This is a genomic window from Paenibacillus timonensis (assembly GCF_022427145.1).
GTDB classification, from domain to species: domain Bacteria; phylum Bacillota; class Bacilli; order Paenibacillales; family Paenibacillaceae; genus Fontibacillus; species Fontibacillus timonensis.
The window spans coordinates 1-763 of sequence record NZ_JAKSXN010000152.1; the positions used below are offsets into that span (position 1 = coordinate 1).

Annotated in this window: 1 protein-coding gene; it reads right to left on the reverse strand. The window is 45.1% G+C overall.

The features are described from left to right. Nucleotides 1–150: 150 nt before the first annotated feature. Nucleotides 151–603 (reverse strand): IS200/IS605 family transposase, encoded by a 453-nt coding sequence (tnpA, locus tag MJ257_RS24620; RefSeq protein WP_240271803.1) that lies wholly within the window; start codon nucleotides 601–603, stop codon nucleotides 151–153. Nucleotides 604–763: the final 160 nt, after the last annotated feature.

The window sequence follows — 763 nt, forward strand, 5'->3', positions numbered from 1 at the left end:
AATCATGACCACCCGTCAAACGGGTGGTTTGCTCTAAGGCTATAAGCCTTTATTACCGGCTCGCGTCTAAAGGCGCTAGCTTTCACTTCGTTCAAGCTACTATGCCTTTGCCGCTTTTGCCTACCCCTCAAGGGGTGCGTTTAATACCAGCTATCCCTTGAAGGGATTCTCATACTCCTTCACGCTAAGCTTATCCAGTGCAATATCATGACTTTCCTGCTCCTGAATATATTTACGGATCGTTGCTTCATTCAGACCGACCGTGCTCACATAGTAACCTTCCGCCCAGAAGTGACGATTTCCGTACTTATATTTCAGATTTGCATGCTTATCGAAGATCATCAGGGCACTTTTCCCCTTGAGGTATCCCATGAAGCTGGATACGCTCATTTTCGGTGGAATACTCACTAGCATGTGGATATGGTCGGGCATGAGATGCCCTTCCAGAATCTCCACTCCCTTGTAATTACACAGTTGCTTCAGGATATCCCGGATGCTCTCTTTGTATTGATTGTACATTGCTTTTCGTCTATACTTTGGGGTGAACACGATATGATATTTACACATCCATTTCGTATGTGCCATATCATTTCGACTAGCCATTAAACCACCTTCTCCTTTCGTTATACATAGTAGCTTGAACACTCCTATTATAACGAACGCACCAGGTGGTTTTTTGCTATAAGCCTTGACTACACCACCCGCATAGCGGGTGGTTTTCTGTTTCGCACGCTTCGCGTACTCAACTGGCTTAAGCCATTAA